Here is a 19,790-nt window from a genome sequence, read left to right on the forward strand (position 1 = left end):
ATTTTGAATGATTGATTTTTAATTAAGAGATTTATCAAATTTCAATTCTGATTGCTTTATTGATATGTTCTAAATAATAAAAAATGCCTTCAGGAAAATTTACCTGAAAGCATTTCTTTTATTAATTTATAGTATCAATTAGTATCACTTTTTTATTTTTCTTTTCTAAAACACTTCTCCAGACCACCATCAATAAAGCTAAAATTCCAAAGACCATTCCTGCCCACGGAATATTATTAATTGCGCTATGAGAAATAATCCATCCTCCGGCGGCCGTACCCAGAAATACTCCCAGATTTCCAAAAGAAGTTGCCAGACTATTGGCAAATTCAAGCGATTTTGGAGCTGCCGAAATCATGTATGCCGAAGCATTTAAAAAACAGGGCGCGTAAAAAAATCCCCAAATGATAATGACAATTACAGTTGTCCAGATGCTATCTCCTGAATAGACCAATATTACAGGAATAATGATAGTTCCTGAAAGAAAAAAAGCAACTGTTTTTGTTATGCTTTTGGTCAGCATTTTTCCGGCAAGCCAATTAGAAAAAACGCCCACAACACCAAATAGAAGTAACATATAACTAATGGTTGCCATATCTAATTTTCTTGTTTTTACTAAATAATCGGCAAAATAACTGTAGGTAGAAAACCAGGATGCGATCATAAAAAAGTTCATTGCAGTACTTAATAGAAAGGGGCTGTCTTTTAAAATTCTGATCTGACTTCCGTATGATTTTTTCTCCGGTATGTCCCCGGATGGCATTGTTTTAAAAATAGCCACTAATGCTAAAGCACTAACAATTGTCTGAATATAAAACGAAACCTGCCAGCTAAAAATACTAGCCAGATAGGTTGCAAATGGTACGGTTGTAACCATTGCCAATGCAATTCCGCCCAGAACGATTCCCATTAATTGATTCTCCTGACTTTTTTTTCCTGATGCTACGGCTGCTGCAATTGCTGTAGCAATATAAACCGGTTGTAAAAATGCAGGCAACATTCGAACAATCATCAGAAGCCAAAAAGGCGGAGAAAATGCAGAAACAATTGTAGAAAAGAAAAAGATAAAAATAGTCACAAGCATGATCTTTTTTCTGTCAAATCCCGAAAGTAATAAAGTCATAAAAGGTCCCGTAAGCGCAATAACCAATGCAAAAGCACTTAATAAATAAGCTGCTTTATCGATTGTAATTCCGTAATAAACGGCAATTTGTGGTAAGATTCCGATTATTCCAAATTCTGTTGTTATAATTCCAATCATTCCCAGGCAACCAACGTAGGCAATTTTTTTATTTAGTTTCATTACTATCTGAATTTAGTGATGAATAAATTGCATTTTTGATGATTTGTCCCTGACTGGGTATTCCGGTGAGTGTTATTGCCATAATAAGTACCAATGAGTATGTAAACATGTTTATAAAAATTTTGAATTAAAATTCCAAAATTACTGTTAGTGCCTTATTTTTGCACTATACACATCCCATTGTAGGGTACTAACAAAAAAGTAAGTAATGGCGAAAAGAAAGGAAAGTTCAACAAATACAGAAAATAGAAATTATATCACAACCTGCAATCTGACTTATGCCGTTTGCCTTGTGGGCGGCCGATGGAAACTGTTGATACTGTGCAAACTTGAAAAAGGAAAACTTAGATTTGGTGAATTAAGAAATCAAATATGCAATATTACAGAACGCATGCTTACTTTGCAATTGCGTGAATTAGAACGAGACGGAATGGTAAAACGTACCGTTTATGCCGAAGTTCCGCCAAGGGTAGAATATGAACTTACTGAAATTAGCCTAAAATTAGTTCCTATCTGGGGCTTAATAAGCAATTGGGGAGCAGAACATAAAGAGACTATGGCGCAAAAAAATGCTATCGAAGCAGAAAACTTAGTAGAACAAGAATAAAACTATTTTTGAAATTTTTACAACAAAAAACCACTCCTTTTGGGAGTGGCTTTTACTTTAATGTTCTTCAAAAAACAATTAAAAGACTAAATATTATGAAACTTTAGTCATTAAATTTTCAATTTTAGAATGCGAAATTTCTGGATTTGCTCCCGGAGATGCGGCCACCAAAGCGCCAATGGCACAAGCAAAATCTATAGCTGCCTGAGGTTCTTTTCCGGTAAGCAGCGAAGTAGTTAATGCTCCCAAAAACGAATCGCCTGCTCCCACTGTATCTGACACCTCAACAGGGTATCCGCTATTATCATAAAGTTTACCTTCCCACATTAGCAATGCGCCGTGTTTACCTTTTGTTACGCACATTGCCGTAACATTGGTTTTTTCTGCGATAAAATGCATATTCTCTTCTAAACCAGTAAAAGGCGAATGCATGGCTTTGGCAATTTCTAATAATTCTTCGTCATTAAACTTTATAAAATTAGCCGAATGCATTAATTGCTCCAAAATCTCATACGAATAATGTGGCTTTCTTAAATTCACATCAAAAACCTTATATACTTTTGTCTGTAACAATTCTTCCAGAGATTTTCTTGAAACTTCGTCTCTGCAAACCAAACTGCCATAAATTAGCACATCAGCATCGGCAACAACTTTTTTTGCAAAATCGTTGAGTACAATTTTATCCCAGGCCGATGGATAAGCAATTTCATAAGTTGCAGAACCACGCTCGTTTAAGGTTACATTCACCAATCCGGTTGGGAAATTTTCTGACTGCATGATCGCATTCGTTTCAAGTCCGAGACTTTTGACCTGATTGATAATTGCTTCTCCGTCAGCATCTTTTCCTACGCAGCTAATCATGGCTACATCGCAACCTAATGTTTTCATGCGTAAAGCAACATTAAGAGGCGCTCCGCCAATCTTTTTTTCGTTATCAAAAACATCCCAAAGTACTTCTCCGTAGGCTACAGCTTTAAGGCTTTTTCCGTTATTCATTCTAAAACTATTTTATATTAATGTTATTCCGGTTGCGTAATCTGAAGGTTAGAAATCGTACTATTTTGTCCTTCAGCAATTAATCCCCATTTATTTTTGTCTCTTCCGTAAATTCTATTCGTTAAAGCCACTTTTCCGTTGATGTAAAATACTACTACACTTCCTTCTGCAATTATTTCAACATCGTATTTAGTATTTGCTTGAAGCTTAAACGGTATTGCGGTTGCTTCCTGCGATGCTGAATTATATCCTATTATTTTACCTTTAGCAATATCCAGTACAATTTTATAATAACTTCCGGTTTCATTGGTATGAAAAACAAATCCTGAAGTTCCATTATTACCTGATAAAGTAAGCTCTGCTTTTAGTTTTGCTTTTTTACCTATAGTTTTAAACGTTACTAAAGCTTTATTTGTTGCCCCTGACAAGGTATAAGTTCCTGATGTTGCTGTTACATCTCCTAAAGTTGTCTCTACTTCGGGCGTTACTTTTTTAGAAAATAAATCTTTTACCTTTTGCGGTGACTGGGTTGTTAAGGTTCCATCTGCATTTTGTGTTAGCTCATGAATCACCATATTTCCGGCCCAATCTTTATTTCCTAAATCATTTTCAGGTGTTTTTCTGGCATTCCATCCAAAAACATATCTTTTGTTTCCATCAGAAGCTGTTTTTCCGGCATAAAAATATTCTCCGTCGATCCTGTCAATTTCCGGCGTTGTCCACGGGCCATTGATCGAACTTGACATTTTGTAATGTGTTCCTTTATTAGCACTCCAGTTTTCAGAAAAAATCAAATACCAGTAACTTCCCATTTTGAAGATATCAGCACATTCCATCATCAAATAATTTTCCTGAGGAGTTGTAGTGTAAATTGGCGTTTGAACATCCCACTTTCCAGAAACCGGATCAGCACTTGTAAAATGTAGCAAAACTGCTTTTCGGCCTGGTTCTGTTTGCGTGCTTACCAACATCGAATACTTTTTAAGCTCATCGTTGTAAAACACATGCGGATCTCTAAAATCATAATTGTAATATCCGGCTGGTGCTGTGATCTTAAATGAAGGCACTTTTGTCCAGTTTTTTAAATCAGAACTTGTGGCGCACAAAACACTTTCTCTGGCGTTTGACTGCACAAAAGCTGGCGTTTCATTGTGGCCTGTATAATAAAAGTAATAAATATTACCGACTTTTACAACTGATCCTGTGCCAATGGCAAAATCAGGATCAGTAGTTTTGCCATATGGAATCATTTGCCCTTCGTATGTAAAATGGGCTAAATCTGTACTCAAGTATTCATGAATATCATGAAATCCTTTTCCGGCAGGTTTATTCTGAGCGTCGTGCAGAAAGTAAATATGAAATTTTCCGTTATCGAAAAATGGCATGATATCTCCTGTATAACCCGCACTGTAGTAAGGATCACTGGCACCCATCCACTGCGAAGGCGGGACAGGAAAGATACTTGCTATTTCGGTATTACCTCCTGAAATCGAGCCTCCGGTATAATTATCGTCCTGACTACATGAGGCAAGCGAAAAGAAGATGGAAACTATGGTTATAATGTTTCTGTATTTCATTTTTTTGAATTGAAAATAAATTATTTCTCAGCCAGATAATTGATGCTGTTTTGTGTCAGAAGCTTAATATTTGTAATAAACTCATTAGACTGACTTGGTACTCCGGAACTATTAGCTTCATTATACCAATCGTAAGCTCCCATCGAGATCACAATTACATTTTTATTTGTTGCTGTATTTGGGAACTCTGCAATGGTCACTCGTCCGTCAAGATTATTGTCCCAGGCTTCACTGGCCAAATTGGTTCCTCCGGTTTGGTTTCTCCAGCCTTCACCGTTTGTGTAACCTCCCCATTCCGGTAAAAACCACCATGCGGTATGATTTAACCTGAAAGTTCCGCCTTGCAGCAAATTAGCTTTTCCGGCTTCAAAAGTGGTTAATCCCTGAAATATTGGATGGTTCTCATGCCCCACGAAAGACATTCCCCATGAATTACCATCTACATTTCCGTTTGGAGGAAAATCTCCAAAAACATTATTAGGCCCTTTTCCGGATGGAACAATTCCTAAAGCATCTACATATTGAGATGCAAAAGAGGTTAAAAGTAAATTCCCTCCGCTAGTTCTGAAATTTTTGAGCGCTGTTGTTACCGCAGGATTATAAGCCACTGAAGGTAAATTTGCAGCCGAATCAAAATGCCACCAAATCACGTTAACATCACTTAAATCAGCTCCGTTTAAAACACTTTCGAATGAAATATATCTGGCTCCCGGGAAATTATCAAACAACCAGTTTGATGCTGTAACTTCATCCATATTCGTGATTCCTGATCTTGTTGCTGCCGTTCCTAAAAAGGCTACTACCAAACCTGCTACCGGAACTCCTACATTGGCAGTATAATTAACACTTTTACCATTTGAGGTTACTACAAAAGTTACCGAGTTGTTAAAATCAATCGTAGTGCCTGAAACCGGCGATATCAAAACCCCTTCTGTTAATACGATTAAAGGCTGAAGTGCTGTCAGGTTTGTACCTTCGGGCAATGTCATCGTAATGGTTTTGCTTACATCGTTTATTGTTGCTGCAACTCCATTAATAGTAAAACTCTTAATTGGACTTGAAACTACCGTTGTCACCGTATAATCTTTGTATAAATTACCGTTTACCACTCTGAACTTTACCGGATTTGCAAAGTTTATTGGTGCAGTTAGATCCAGATTTGATGTTGCTCCTTCTGCCAAAACAATTTCAGGTTTTACAGCTGTAATATCAGATCCGTAAGGCATTGTTATATTGATTGCTCCTGTTTTCTGGTCGATTGTTCCTGCAACTCCGTTTATTTTAAAAGAAGTAACATTCGATGGCGAATTGACATCAAAACCTCCGTTTTCGAAACTATTTTCGCAGGCTGTAAATACAAAAACGATAGCCAATACTGTAGCCACTTTGACCCAGTATGTATTGATAAGTTTTCTCATATTGATTTCTTAAAATAGATTAATAACCTAAATTTTGTTTGTACAATCCCTGACTAAAATTAATTTGCTTTAACGGAATTGGGCAATACTCCTCTTTATGAGCATCAAAAAAGGCATCCTGATAATAGGTACGTTTTGTTTTTTCTTCGCTGTAAAATGCATTCATTACTTCATCTGTAACGCCCCAACGAACCAAATCAAAGAAACGATTTCCTTCCATCGCCAGTTCTAAACGACGTTCCCAACGCAAGGCTTTACGAGCAAAATCCTGTGTCCAGTTGCAATTGCTTCCGTCTACATAAGTATTGATTTTAAAGTTTTTTGCATACGGAAGTCTTCCTGTACTTTGCGCCGCACGCTCTCTGATTTGATTGATTAATGGCAAAGCTTCTGATTGTCTTCCTAATTCAATCAGGGCTTCGGCACGCATCAATATCACATCGGCGTAACGAATCTGGATTCTGTTTTTTGAGTTTCCGTAAAACGGATCGATATTGACCACGCAACTACAGTTTGGCGCTACGTTTTCTTTTAATGAAGCAAAATAACCGTATGTTCCCGGAGATCTCACCCAAGCTTCTACGTACAAAAATTCAGGATCGTATTTATATGGTAAACCCGGCATCGCAACAGTATGGTACAATCTTGGATCAACCGTATTGGCATCTCTGTTTTTATAATCAAAATCCTGATCGTTATAAGTATCAAATTCCGGCAAACCATTAGTTCCTGTTTTAAAGGCATTTACTAAGTTCTGACTTGGTTTATGAAAATCGCAGCATCCTAAACCCTGAGGCGTAGAAAGGACATCTGAAAAATTTAATCTTCCGTATAAAGTTCCGTCATTATCAGAAAACTGAATAGAAAAAATAGATTCTGTACCGTTTTCAAAAGTTCCCGGCAAGAAGTTGTTGGCAAAATCAGGCTCTAAACTTGCTTTCCCAATTACTTTATCTGTCGCTGCAATTACTTCCTGCAAATGCTGTTGATTGATTCCTGTAACTTTATACGTTTCATCTTGTGTATACGCCTGATACAAACGTGTTTTGGCTAAATAAGCATAAGCTGCTTTTTGTGTAGCACGTCCCACTTGTGGCTGAGTTTCCGGCAGAGCATCGGCTGCAGCCTGAAAATCTTCGGCAATTTTGTTCCAAAGTTCTTCGTTTGAAAGCACTTTGTTTGAGATGGTTTTATAATTTTCAACAGGAATATCTTCTGTGATGTAAGGAACACTTCTGAACATAATTTTCAACATAAAGTAAAAATGTCCTCTTAAGAAACGCATTTCAGCAATACGCGTTTTTTTCAAAGGATAATCAGCTTCTGAAATTTGTTCTAATGCTTTCAAGGCTTTATTGGCTCTTGAAACCCCAACATAACTGATGTACCAGAAATTGTCTAATTCTGCAAAATCAGTTCGGATATTATTGGATACTTCAAAGAAGTGAAAATCCTGAATGTCGTTTGTTCCGCTTCCGCCTTTGTAAGCATCATCAGAACGCACATTTCCAAAAGGCCATAAACTGTATGGTGAATCATAATGGTCGTTACCTAATTGTGCATAAGCTGCATTCATAAATCCTTCTACCGATTGCGGTGTCACAATATCTTCTTCTGAGAGTACACCACGAGGATCATTTTCCAGAAAATCTGAGCAGGAACCCAACATTCCAAGTACCAAAAAGCAGGTTATATATAGTAATTTTTTCATTTTTTTTGATTTTAAGCTTTTATTATAAAGTAAAATTAAGACCAGCCGTAAAAGTCGTTGGCTGCGGATATCCAAATCCTGCATTTTCAGGATCTACACCAGTAAAACTTTTGGCATCAATGATCAGTAAATTTTGACCGCTGATGTACAATCTAAAGCTATCGAAATTCATTTTTTTCAATAAATCTTTTGGCAAACTGTATCCTACCTGTAAAACACGCAGTTTAAGATAGTTTCCGTTTTCTACATAATAAGTCGAAAATCTTGATTCTGCATTTCTGTCTACAGTCGTCAATGCCGGAATAGTAGAATTTGGATTGTCTAAAGACCACGCATTTAGCAAACGGGTTCCTTTATTAGAACCTACATCATCTACACTCCAGAAATCCGTTTGGTATTTGGTATTATTAATGACATCAACATCACTTGCTCCTTCCCAGAAAGTGGTGAAATCCCAGTTTTTATACCCTAATCCTAAATTAAATCCATAAGTCAAACCCGGATTTGGATTTCCTATCCATGTACGGTCTTTATCTGTAATTACTCCATCTCCGTTTAAATCTTTGTAACGAATTCTACCAAGGCCTTTCCCTTCCTGAGTGGCCGAGTTGTCTACTTCGTCCTGACTTTTAAACAATCCGTCAGTAACATAACCATACATTGAATTAATTGGACGACCTAAGATATTATCGTTCAATCCGTCTCCACCATAGTTATTTCGTACTTCGTCCGGCAATTTTGTAATCTTGTTTTTGTTCGCCGAAACATTTGCCGAGATATCATATTTTAGTCCAAATGAGGTTTCGTCATGATAGCCTAAAGTAACTTCCCAACCTTCGTTTTGCATCGAAGCACCGTTTACCCAACGATTTCCACCTTCGCCAATTACACCTAAATACGGCGGTAAAACCAAAATATCATCTGTTTTTTTGATGTAATAATCTACAGATCCGCTTAATTTTTGTTTGAATAATCCAAAGTCTAAACCGATGTTAGTTTGTGTAGTCGTTTCCCATTTCAAATCATCATTTCCGGATTGAGTTGCAATAAAACCTGACGGAAGTAAACCGTTTCCGTTTCCTGCAATATCATAAGCCGTACCATAAGAAGTTGCCCAGGTTGGGCTTCCGCCTGCATAACTGGCCAAATACAAACTGTAAACAGCAGTATTGCTAATTTCCTGATTTCCGGTTTGTCCCCATCCTGCTCTTAATTTTAAATCAGAGAAAACAGGTGCATTATTTTTAATGAAATCTTCATTACTGATTCTCCATCCTGCTGAAATTGCCGGGAAGGTTCCGTACTGATTATTTTTACCAAAACGAGACGATCCGTCACGACGAATAGTACCAGAAAGTAAATAACGATTATCAAATTCATAATCTACTTTTCCGAAGAAAGATAACAATGAATACGTTGTCGAAGTTCCGCTTGTAAACGATTCTCCGGTTCCTGCATCAGGATACATATAATCAGGAGTTTCGATCAGGAAATCGTTTTTACGCAAAGTTGTCGTATCATAAACATCTTTGTACATCTCTGTTCCTGCCATAAAATTCAGGTTGCTTTTTCCTAGATTCAGGCTATAAATTGCCGTATTGGTCCAGGTCCATTTGTCACTCAATGACTGATCAATAGTTACCGATGTCTGATCGTTTTGCAAATAACCTGACTGATAACTTCTTTGCAGCGTACGTTTTTTATACGATCCGTAATCGATACCAAAACTACTCTTGATATGTAAGTTTTTAATGATTTCCAGATCAGCATACATATTTCCGAAAAGACGTAAATAATCGTATTTATTGTCTTTGTTGTATTCTAAAAGACGAACCGGATTTTGTCTGTCGTTCATTCCTCCAACTGGTCCGCCCCATCCTTTTCCGTCTACAGTATGTACCGGAATTATAGGTAAGGCGCGAAGTGCAGGATCTAAAACTCCGGGATCTGTAACTTCGTTAGTTCGGGTCATCGAGAAATTTTCGCCAATAACCAGTTTCCCGTCAAAATATTTATACGAACCGTTCATTCTGGCAGAAATCCTCTGGAAATCTGTAGTTTTTACAACTCCTTCATTTCCATAATAACCCAAAGAGAAAACATAATTCCCTTTGTCTGATGCGTTTGAAACCGATAAGTCATACGAATTTGCAATTCCGGTTTGCGAGATCGCATCGTACCAATCGGTATTTGAAGCTTTCAGGGTTTGACTGGCATCTAAATATTCCGGAACTAAAACTTTGTTTAATTGTGGTTTGTTATTGTTTACGGACCAGTCAAACTGATAACGTAAATTATTATTGTTCGGGTTTAAACCGTCGTTGATATTTGCCTGCCATAAAGCCTGTCCAAACTGATTGGCATTCAGCACTTCCTGCTTTCTGGAATAATCAGACAAAGAAGTATAAGTGCTAAAATTGATTCTCATTTTACCCTCTTTCCCTTTTTTGGTTGTGATGATAATAACTCCGTTTGAAGCGCGGGAACCATAAATACTGGCCGAAGAAGCATCTTTTAAAACCTGAATTGTTTCAATATCATTTGGGTTCAATTCGTGCATTCCGGATTTGGTTGGCATTCCGTCGATTACATAAAGAGGATCAGTATTGTTTAAAGTTCCAACTCCACGAATCACAACTTTGGTATTTCCTCCACTTGGCGAACCGTCAGAGGTAACTTTTACCCCCGCCACTCTTCCTTGCAGCGCTTTTATTGGGTTTGGTTCCGGTTGTTTCATGACTTCCTTCATGTTTACAACGGCAACTGCTCCCGTAATATCTGTTTTCTTTTGTTTTGAATATCCTGTTACAACAACTTCATTCAACTGATTATTATCTACTTTTAAAGTGATAGTGAATGTTTTTTGTCCTTTTACTTCAATCGATTGCGGACTGTATCCGATAAAAGAAACAACAATCTTTGCATCTGAAGCTACATTCTGAAAAGAGAAATTTCCATCAAAATCTGTTACTGTACTGGTATTCGTTCCCGAAACAATTACTGTTGCTCCCGGAAGCGGCATTCCGTCATCTGACGAAATTACCGTTCCTTTTATTCCTGTTTCCTGTGCTGTCATTACCAGCATGGGAAAAAAGAATAATAGAAAATAAATGAGTTTAGTTTTCATAGTTAGTGGTTTTTGGTTTTAAGGTTAGTTTATATTTAATTGGTTAATTTCTAAATTGCTTAGCTCAACCCCACTGTTTGAAGAAACAGAAAGAGAAGTGTAAGGCTGGTTTGGAAAAAAGATTTCGGTAATTACTTTTTCTCCATTATTGTAAAATATCTCTATAGAGGTTTTATCTAATATGATTTTAAAAACACCTTCTTTTTGACTTTCGTCTAAAGCTGCTTTGGTAATTGTTGAAGCAAATTTTTCTGAAAAATCAATTTTTCCTGATTTCGAACGATCCAAAAATAAATAGTGATCTGAATTATTAATCCCGAAAGTCACGGCTTCTCCATTTGTATTTGAAAGTGTAAAAGTGTACGTATCCTGTTTTAAGTTCTTGATATTAAAATGAAGCATTGCTTTTGTTAAATCGATTTTTCCTGTTTCAACAATCGCTAATTTTTCTTTTCCTTTCAGGCTTTTTACTTTGATCGTTTTACCAATATATTTATTGATTTCTTTTACCGGATTATTTATTAAAGTATAATTGTTTCCTTTTTTAATAACCTGAAGTTCACGCGCAATGGTTGTGGCACTTCTCCAGGATTGTGTTGGAACTTGCTGAGCATAATCCCAGTTTGACATCCAGCCAATAAACAATCGTCGACCGTCTGCAGCAGGAACATTATTCCAGGTTACGCCAGCATAATTGTCTTTTCCGTAATCCAGCCATGCTGCTTTTTCTGTCTCTATTTTTTTAGCAAAATTAGATTCAAGTGTAAAAGTTGTTCCGTCGAAATCGCCAATAAAATATTGTGTTCCTGAACCTCCGTTTGCTCCGCCAGGATTCAAATTCTGAATCAAAACCCATTTGGTTTCATTGGAACCTTTTACTTTTATTTCGAAGAAATCCGGACATTCCCAAACACCTCCGTGAGCGCCAATGTTTTTTCCAAACTCTGATAAATATTTCCAGTTTTTAAGATCTTTAGAGGCATAAAACTGAGTACGATCTTGTGCCGCTAAGGACATAATCCATTGTTTATGGGTTTCATCCCAGTTTACTTTTGGATCACGAAAATCACGAATCCCGGGGTTTTTAATGACAGGATTTCCTTCCTCAAATTTCTGCCATGTAAAACCATTGTCGTTCGAAAACGCAATATCCTGTTGTTCAACATCGATCTTGCCTTCTTTTTCTTTTGTCATATCATGCAGCGTATAAATCGCTACAATTGGAGCCTTTTTACCAGTTCCTAAACCTGAAGTATTATGTGTATCTACAACAGCGCTTCCTGAAAAAATGTATTTGTCTTTGTCCGGATAAATCGCAATTGGCTGCTCTTCCCATTTAATTAAATCTTTACTAATAGCATGCCCCCAGTGCATTGGTCCCCAAACACTTTTTTCAGGATAATGCTGATAATACAAATGATAAACTCCATCGGCATAGAACATTCCGTTAGGATCATTCATCCAGCCATTTTTTGGTGTAAAGTGAAAATTAGGACGGTACATTTTTTCTTCTGTTGCAACCGAAGTTGAAACTGCAGTTGTTTGTGCAACAGCCGTATATGGTTTACAAGCTCCTATTGATAATAATACAGCACTATATAATGCCAGCGGTAGATGTTTCTTTGATGTCATGTTTTTTGATATTTTTTTTGGTTAAATTTTCACTTAAAACTTCTAAAGAGATCCCTTTAGTTTCCGGCATTATAAATATTACAAACAGTAATTGCAGGACCATCATCAATGCAAAAATTAAGAATACGACGTCGGGTCCAATTTCTGAAAACAACATTGGAATTAAAGACGGAATAATCGCCGCTAAAACCCAGTGTACCGAACTCCCGAAAGCTTGTCCTGAAGCACGAATGTGATTAGGGAAAATTTCTGAGATAAACACCCAGATTACGGCTCCCTGGCCAATGGCGTGTGATGCAATAAATAAGAAAAGAAAAGTAGGTACTGATAATCCTCCCCAATTGTAATAAAATGAAGCAGAGACTAAGCCTAGAGAAATAATATATCCAACAGAACCAATGTACATTAACAACTTTCTTCCTAATTTGTCAATTAATGCTACTCCGATTAAGGTAAATATAAGATTCGTGATCCCGATCCCGATGCTGCTCAGTAAAGCGGTATTTTGTCCTAAGCCTGCTTCTTCAAAAATTCTTGGTGCGTAATATAAAAAGGCATTGATTCCTGAAAACTGATTGAAAAACGCAATTAAAAAGGCCAGAATCAACGGGAAACGGTATTTCTTCATGAAGATATTCTCGTGTTTTGTAACACCATTTTCTCTTGAATCATCCATAATATCTTTAAGATCTGCAGTGGGATCAATTTGAAACAGGACTTTACGTGCTTCTTCATCACGGTTTTTAGACAATAACCATCTTGGGCTTTCCGGGATTGTAAGTATGAAAAGAATATAGATAAGTGATGGAAAAGCCTGAATTCCTACCATCCAGCGCCAGGCATTTTCGCCAATATCTTTTAAAAAGTAATTGGATATAAAAGCAATTAAGATTCCCAATACAATATTAAACTGATACAAAGCTACCAATCGTCCGCGTTTGTCTGCCGGAGCAATTTCAGAAACATAGGCCGGAGCAGCAATAGTTGAAGCACCAACACCTAAACCTCCAATAAACCTGAAAGCAGCAAATACATAAGGATCGTTTGCGAAAGAAGCGCCTATTGCCGAAACGAAATATAAAATCCCAATCCAGAAGAGTGTTTTTTTACGACCTATTTTATTGGTTGGAATTCCTCCAAAAATGGCACCTACAACTGTTCCCCAAAGTGCCATTGCCATAACAACAGAACCATGAAAAGCATCAGATGAATGCCATAAAAGCTGTAATTGTTTATCAGCTCCAGAAATAACTACGGTATCAAAACCGAATAGAAAACCTGCCAGTGCAGCAGTAACAGACCAAATCAATATCTTATTCATTGTAGATGTATTAAAAACTTGTTGCTAAGATATTCGCAAAAAAAACAACTTATTTTTAATGATGTTACAATTTAATTCTATAATTATTGATAGTTTGATACTTTAAACTCAAATCGTTTATTTACAAGTCTTTACGTGTATTAAAATTTATTTACGAAAACCATGTAGTTTCGATTTTGTTACATTTAATATAAAAATGATACATGAAATAATTGAAAAAGGGACAAAGTAACAAAGGTCCTGAGGTTCAAAGTTGTTAAAAAAACTATAAGTAAAGAGAATTTTACATTTTATTTAAGTTTTGTCTTTTGAATTGGTGGTGATTTATTTGAAGATATAAAATAAAGCTAAGAATGAATTTAGCCCAGATAATGAGCATTTTGGCTAAAGCCCCTCTATATCCATTCTCTCTCCTCCAGCTGAAGCTGGAGGCAATTCAAATGTGATATCCTAACAGGTTTCTAATCCCGAGGCTCGGGTAATGTCATTAAGTTAAGCTATTTTAGATTGTGTTCCATCGGAACACCTCATCGGTAGAAAAAAAATGCATCGTGAGAAACATCGTCCCATTGGGACGTTTGAGAAATAGTATAAGAAATCTGTATAAGTTTTTGCTAATTGTTAATTATAAAATCAAACGTTCCTACGGAACAAAAACAAAGTGATGAGATATTGTTCTTAACAAATTGTGCCATTAGATTTTTCCTTAACTTAATGACATGCGCTTCGGGACTTTTAGGTATTCTATTGAATTCATCTGACAACGATTAAATTCTCGTTACGGAGTTACTTGCGAAGATTTGATTCGTCTGTTCGTTATCGCTCGGGTCTCCTTCGCCGAAATGACAAATTAGACGGAAATCTTGTTATGAAAATGATTGTCCTAGCCCCGATAGAAGAGGAAATCCTTTTGTGTCCGCCGCGGCGGACACAAAAGATTGGAACGAATAGCGGGATTAGCTCCTGAAAAAAATTCTACCAATATTAGTGCTTAACAGCACAAATTGCAGACTCTAAATTCTTGATTGGTATTAATACTTATCATTTTTGTATTCTTTTGGCGAAATTCCAAATTTATTCTTAAAAGCGGTCGAAAAATAGTTGGGAGAAGAGAATCCAAGTGAGTATGCAATTTCAGAAATGTTCATCTCATTTGATTTTAAAAGCTCTGCGGCTTTCTCTAATTTGACATTATTGATATGATCGCTAATATTAATTCCGATAATCGCTTTTACTTTTCGATACAACTGAACTCTTGAAACACTTAGTTTGTCTGCCAAATCTTCGACAGAGAATTTAGGATTTTCGACATTCATCTTGATGATATCATTCATTTTAGTAATGAACGTTTGTTCCTGATTACCAAATTTAGATTCGGGTTCGATGCGGTAAATATTATTGGTATAGTAATAACGGAGTTTTTCTCTGTTGAAAAGCAAGCCCGAAATGGATTGTTTTAAGATCGAAAGACTGAATGGTTTGGTCAAATATTGGTCTACTCCGCTCTGCAAACCTTTTAAAACAGATTCTTTATTGCTTTGCGCTGTTAGAATAATAATAGGAATATGCGACGAACGTAAATCTTTTTTCAATTCTTTACTGATTTCATAACCGTCTTTATCTATTAAATTGATGTCACAAATGATGATATCGGGTACTATTTCCATTGTTTTTTCGATAGCATCACTTCCGTCAGAAGAGTAAACGATATATTCACCAGATAATTTTGCCTTTAAAAATGTGACCAAGTCAATATTGTCTTCTATAATCAAAAGTGAATGTTTCTCTGATTCAGCAATTGTATTTACTTCTTTAAAATCAGGTTCTATATCAAGATTATCTGTTATTAAATTGGGCGTTATATTTAGGTTTTCGGCTTTACTTACGATCTCTGAAGGCTGTAAATGACTATTTCCTTTCAATAAAGTAATAACAAACTCACTGCCTTGTTTTGATTTTAGTTCGATTGTTCCGTGATGCAAAAGCACAAACTCTTTCGATAAATGAAGTCCAATTCCTGAACTGTTTTTATTATTATTTGAAGCTTTAAAAAACGGACTAAAGACATTAGACAATTCATTCTCCGGAATTCCGATTCCCGAATCCTTAAAGCTGATTTTTACCGTATTGTCTTGGTTTTCGACAATCGAAATGTTTATTTTTCCGTTATCCGGTGTAAATTTAAAAGCGTTGGAAAGCAAATTAAAATACACTTTATCCATCAATCCCCTATCGATAAACAATTCCAGGTTTTTATTTTTCATACTCAGCTGAAAATCAATATTCCTGCGGGCAGCTTCTCCTTTAAAATTGGTCATTACTTCATTGGTAAAATCATAGATTTTAGTATTTGAGGCTCTTAACGTAAATTTTTGTTCTTCTATTTTCCTAAAGTCTAATAACTGATTTATTAATCTGAGCAATCTGTTCGAATTTTTATGAATGAGTTTCACCTCGTCAATAAGTGCGGTTCCTTTTATTTTTTCATTTTCGATCAAAGACTCTACATAACTCATAATAAGCGTTATGGGAGTTTTAAATTCATGCGAAAGTCCGGTAAAGAAATTCAGTTTTGCTTCGTTGCTTTTCTCGGCTACTTTAGCCATTTCCTGAATTTCATTGTTCTGATCAATTACGGTCTGATTAATACGTTCGAGTTGTTTTTTCTTTCTCGAAATAGAAATCGTCGAGTAAATGCTGTAAATGGTCAAACTCAGGATAATCACTAAGAAAAAACTTAGTAATCTCACCAAATTGTTTTGCGAAGCATATTCTCTTTCCTGCACTTTTATAGCTCCTTGCTGTGACTCGATAACGGTTTGCTGCTGATCGACTTTATCCATTTGGTTTTCGATAATTTCAGCATTGTTATGGTCGATTACAATGGTATTGAGGATATTATTTTTAGAAATAGGTTCTTTATTGTACATTTTCAAAGCCAGTTTTAGTGCTTCATTTCCTCCCGTAGGATATAAAATGGTTCCGTCTAAAACGCCGCTTTTTACCAGTTCGATTCCGCCATTGACAGAGTTTAGTCCGTCGACACCTAAAAACTTAATTTTATTTTCTAAACCAACCGTTTTGGCTGTTTCCCAAGCGCTTAATGCCATACGATCGTTATGGGCGAAAATGTATTCGACATCAGGATTTTGTAAAAGAATTGTTTTTAATGGCGCGGTTACTGACTCTTTTTCCCAATTGCCGTGAATGGTATTTACAACTTTAAAACGTTTATTTCCCTGAATAATCTGAGTAAAACCCAGACTACGTTCATACGCAGGCGACGATCCGTTTGCACCCGTAATTTCAACGATTTTACCAGAACCTTTGCTGTGCGAGATGATATATCTGGCGGCAATTCTTCCAATTTCGATATTATCTGCACCAAGATAAGCCGTGTAATTTTCGCCATCGATTTTGCGGTCTACAACAAGAACCGGAATTCCGGCTTTGATCGATTTTTCGACAACGGCAGTTAGGGGTTTTGACTGAATGGGAGATACAATAATTACATCTACTTTATTAGCGATAAACCTTTCGATATCATCTATTTGTCTGGCGACATTATTATTGGCATCGCTAATTTTTAAATCGACTTCAGGGCGTAATGAGGCTTCAATTTTCATTGAGCTGGTCATTTGTTTGCGCCAATCATCTGTGGTCATCGCCTGAGAAAATCCAACTTTTATTTTATCTCCTTGTTTTTGAGTACAGGAAACTAAACTTAATGATGCTAAAAAAAGCAGCAAAATATATTTTACAAGTGAATACATGAATTATGAGTTTATGTAAATGAAAATGAGTTTTCAAAAAAAAATACCTTATTAGACCAGCAACCTGTCAAAATAATTAGGAAGGATTATTTTTCACTGACAAGTGGGAAGGCAATATATAATAAGGTAAAATTAAACTTTTATTTGATGTAGACAAATTAGTATCGTAATATCTTAAATTCAAAACGATACTATTAAATATTTTGTAAGTAAATGTAAACATTACTGTTATTTTAAGTATTGCAAAAAAAATTGAGTTCTCATAATTTCGACTTCAGCAGCTAAATTCAGGAGTTGGGTACATTCTACAAACAGCCATCTTCGACCCCAATCTATCTTTGCCATTAATCTTAAAAATCATAGTAAATGACAAAGTTACTTATTACCATTTTATTCTTTTTCTCTGCTTTATTAATGGCACAAACCCAATCTGAAACAGGAACAAAAAAATTCTCTGTTGATTTTGGAGGCTCATTTGGTGTTTTTTCCCCTTTTAAAGAATCTGCTAAAGGATTTCCCGATGATAAAAATCAGCTTGGTTCTAATGGAGTAACATTTCTTCAGTTCAACTATAAGGAACATTATTTTGCTAAATTACAGTTTGGACAAACAACTGTCTCTTATAAATCTATCCAAAGTTCAAATGGTTTTAATTCTATAATCGATTCTAAAGCAAATAGCACAACGATAGGAATCAATATTGGATATCAATACAAAATCAAACATTGGCAACCCTTTGTAATGGTGGGTTCAGGTACTTCTTTTATCGACTCTCCCAAAACAGTACTGATAAATGAAAATACAATAAGCTATACGACTAAAACCGGTAGTTACCTTTACATATCAGCAAGTATTGGTGTTAATTATATATTCAACAGGTATTTTATTGTTTCTCTGGAAGGACAAGCTTCCAGACTTCCAACGGTTCCTTCAGGTTCTGATACACACCTAAGCGGTATGAGTCTTCAGCTAGGCTTAAAATCATATCTTTTTAGTTTTTAATACTATATTCGCATGATAATTTCCATCTACAAAACCGATATTAATACAAAATCTAAGTTAAGAAAAGTAAAACCTGTTCTTAATAGAATACTTTTGAATTCTAAATGGAACTTTGACTTAGAAGATTGTGACAAAATTTTAAGAGTCGAGAGCGATACAAACTGCTCAGCATTTTTAATAACAGAACTTTCTAAAATTGGAATATATTGTGAAGAATTATTTTAGATTTAATAATCATACAACGACATTCTACTTTATGATTAAATTTATATGATGTATACAAAACACTATAAAAATTTGCGCTTATACGGATATCCCGTTTTTGCTGTTTTTCTTTATCTAATTTTAATACTCCTTAATTCTGATGAGAGTAATATTCAGGGATGGAAGTTTTATACGATAATTGATTTTATTACAGAAGGAGTGTTTTGTTTAATCTTTACCATAGTGTTATTTGAAACCGGTCTTGGATTATCGCAAATGCTTAATAAAAAATCGGTTTGGAAAAAAAACACTATGCCGAGGTTTATCTTTCAACTACTGCTTCAAATAGTTATTGTGAGTATTCTTGTTGTCCTCTTTTTTACTATTGATCTTCCTCAAAAATATGGTTATGACGACCTTCTTTTAAGAAGAGCGCTAATCTTTGGTATTATATTTTCAATATTAGTAACTACCGGACTCACGGCTGAGCAGCTTCTCCTAAAATGGAATGAAAGTAAACTTGAAGCTGTTGAAAATAAAAAACAGGCTTTACAAGCCGAGTTGAATGCTTTGAAGCTACAATTAGACCCTCATTTTCTTTTTAATAATCTTAGTACTCTTACCTCTCTTATTGAAGAAAATCAAGTCACAGCTGTACAATATGTTACCAATCTTTCTGCTGTTTATCGTTATCTTTTGTCTTATAGGAATAAAAATATTGTAGTTTTAAAAACAGAACTGGATTTCATCAAGGAGTATTTATTTTTATACCAAATAAGATATGGATCTTCTATTACCATCTATATTGCCGATAACAGCGACCTTCTGAACAAATATATTCCCCCATTGACACTACAGCTTTTAATTGAAAACGCTATAAAACATAATTCTTTCTCTATAACTGCGCCGCTTATTATTCGTATAAGTTACGAAGACCAATGGATAATAGTAAAAAACAATAAAGCACCCAAATTTACCAAAGAACCCGGTGAAGGAATTGGTCTCGCGCATATTGATCATAGTTATAAAGTTTTAGGAGCAATACCACCTGAAGTATATGATTTAGAAGATAGCTTTGAAGTTAAAATTCCCTTATTAAACAATTAAAAAACATTTACG

General features: G+C 35.7%; 13 protein-coding genes. 3 read left to right on the plus strand and 10 right to left on the minus strand.

The window, feature by feature from the left end:
• Positions 1-121: 121 nt before the first annotated feature.
• Both LNP81_RS21375 and LNP81_RS27390 read right to left on the minus strand, forming a co-directional pair.
• Complete coding sequence (locus tag LNP81_RS21375; protein WP_230039321.1) at positions 122-1,303, minus strand: MFS transporter; 1,182 nt, start codon at positions 1,301-1,303, stop codon at positions 122-124.
• Positions 1,290-1,412: a hypothetical protein gene (locus LNP81_RS27390; RefSeq protein WP_255700762.1), complete on the minus strand. Its 123-nt coding sequence runs from the start codon at positions 1,410-1,412 to the stop codon at positions 1,290-1,292. The genes LNP81_RS21375 and LNP81_RS27390 overlap by 14 nt, the downstream gene beginning before the upstream one ends.
• A 99-nt stretch (positions 1,413-1,511) precedes the next feature.
• Between LNP81_RS27390 and LNP81_RS21380 the strand changes: the two genes are divergently transcribed.
• A complete protein-coding gene (locus tag LNP81_RS21380; protein ID WP_230039322.1) occupies positions 1,512-1,910 on the plus strand; it encodes a winged helix-turn-helix transcriptional regulator in 399 nt (132 codons plus the stop codon).
• Between the two features lie 93 nt (positions 1,911-2,003).
• Here the strand turns inward: LNP81_RS21380 and LNP81_RS21385 are convergent, their stop codons facing one another.
• The 8 genes from LNP81_RS21385 to LNP81_RS21420 all read right to left on the minus strand — a co-directional run bounded on the left by LNP81_RS21385 (position 2,004) and on the right by LNP81_RS21420 (position 17,465).
• Positions 2,004-2,906: a carbohydrate kinase family protein gene (locus LNP81_RS21385; protein WP_230039323.1), complete on the minus strand. Its 903-nt coding sequence runs from the start codon at positions 2,904-2,906 to the stop codon at positions 2,004-2,006.
• A gap of 23 nt (positions 2,907-2,929) precedes the next feature.
• Positions 2,930-4,483, minus strand: a complete 1,554-nt coding sequence (locus LNP81_RS21390; RefSeq protein WP_230039324.1) for a glycoside hydrolase family 32 protein — start codon at positions 4,481-4,483, stop codon at positions 2,930-2,932.
• Between the two features lie 20 nt (positions 4,484-4,503).
• Positions 4,504-5,901, minus strand: a complete 1,398-nt coding sequence (locus tag LNP81_RS21395; protein ID WP_230039325.1) for a DUF4960 domain-containing protein — start codon at positions 5,899-5,901, stop codon at positions 4,504-4,506.
• A 19-nt stretch (positions 5,902-5,920) separates the two neighbouring features.
• Positions 5,921-7,612 (minus strand): RagB/SusD family nutrient uptake outer membrane protein, encoded by a 1,692-nt coding sequence (locus LNP81_RS21400; protein ID WP_230039326.1) that lies wholly within the window; start codon positions 7,610-7,612, stop codon positions 5,921-5,923.
• A gap of 22 nt (positions 7,613-7,634) precedes the next feature.
• Complete coding sequence (locus LNP81_RS21405) at positions 7,635-10,739, minus strand: SusC/RagA family TonB-linked outer membrane protein (protein ID WP_230039327.1); 3,105 nt, start codon at positions 10,737-10,739, stop codon at positions 7,635-7,637.
• A 24-nt stretch (positions 10,740-10,763) separates the two neighbouring features.
• A complete protein-coding gene (locus LNP81_RS21410) occupies positions 10,764-12,371 on the minus strand; it encodes a glycoside hydrolase family 32 protein (protein ID WP_230039328.1) in 1,608 nt (535 codons plus the stop codon).
• Positions 12,334-13,692 (minus strand): sugar porter family MFS transporter, encoded by a 1,359-nt coding sequence (locus LNP81_RS21415; RefSeq protein WP_230039329.1) that lies wholly within the window; start codon positions 13,690-13,692, stop codon positions 12,334-12,336. Before LNP81_RS21415 ends, LNP81_RS21410 begins: the two co-directional genes overlap by 38 nt.
• Positions 13,693-14,723: 1,031 nt before the next feature.
• Complete coding sequence (locus LNP81_RS21420) at positions 14,724-17,465, minus strand: substrate-binding domain-containing protein (RefSeq protein WP_230039330.1); 2,742 nt, start codon at positions 17,463-17,465, stop codon at positions 14,724-14,726.
• Positions 17,466-17,831: 366 nt separating this feature from the next.
• On the opposite strand from LNP81_RS21420, the gene LNP81_RS21425 reads away from it, so the two are divergent.
• Positions 17,832-18,467, plus strand: coding sequence for an outer membrane beta-barrel protein (locus tag LNP81_RS21425; protein ID WP_230039331.1), 636 nt, complete (start codon positions 17,832-17,834; stop codon positions 18,465-18,467).
• A 270-nt stretch (positions 18,468-18,737) separates the two neighbouring features.
• The gene (locus LNP81_RS21430; RefSeq protein WP_230039332.1) at positions 18,738-19,778 is read left to right on the plus strand and encodes a sensor histidine kinase; all 1,041 of its coding nucleotides are present in this window, start codon (positions 18,738-18,740) and stop codon (positions 19,776-19,778) included.
• Positions 19,779-19,790: the final 12 nt, after the last annotated feature.

The organism is Flavobacterium piscisymbiosum, assembly GCF_020905295.1.
GTDB classification, from domain to species: Bacteria; Bacteroidota; Bacteroidia; order Flavobacteriales; family Flavobacteriaceae; genus Flavobacterium; species Flavobacterium piscisymbiosum.